Here is a 562-nt window from a genome sequence, read left to right on the forward strand (position 1 = left end):
CACACGTTACCGCGCTTCCACACCCGGCCTATCAACCCAATCATCCATTGGGGGCCTTACCCTCTCACAAGGTGGGAGACCTCATCTCAAGGCGAGCTTCCCGCTTAGATGCTTTCAGCGGTTATCCCTCCCGAACGTAGCCAACCAGCCATGCTCCTGGCGGAACAACTGGCACACCAGAGGTTCGTCCGTCCCGGTCCTCTCGTACTAGGGACAGCCCCTTTCAAGTCTCCTACGCGCGCAGCGGATAGGGACCGAACTGTCTCGCGACGTTCTAAACCCAGCTCGCGTACCGCTTTAATGGGCGAACAGCCCAACCCTTGGGACCTACTCCAGCCCCAGGATGCGACGAGCCGACATCGAGGTGCCAAACCATCCCGTCGATATGGACTCTTGGGGAAGATCAGCCTGTTATCCCCGGGGTACCTTTTAGCCGTTGAGCGACGGCGCTTCCACAAGCCACCGCCGGATCACTAGTCCCAGCTTTCGCTCCTGCTCGACCCGTCGGTCTCACAGTCAAGCTCCCTTGTGCACTTACACTCAACACCTGATTACCAACCAG

The 562-nt window shown here is 58.9% G+C and carries 1 rRNA gene; it reads right to left on the reverse strand.

What is annotated here, in order from left to right:
• Positions 1-562: ribosomal RNA gene (locus ACFOYY_RS42470) — 23S ribosomal RNA — on the reverse strand; the annotation flags it as partial.

This window comes from Streptosporangium jomthongense (genome assembly GCF_042650425.1).
GTDB lineage: Bacteria > Actinomycetota > Actinomycetes > Streptosporangiales > Streptosporangiaceae > Streptosporangium.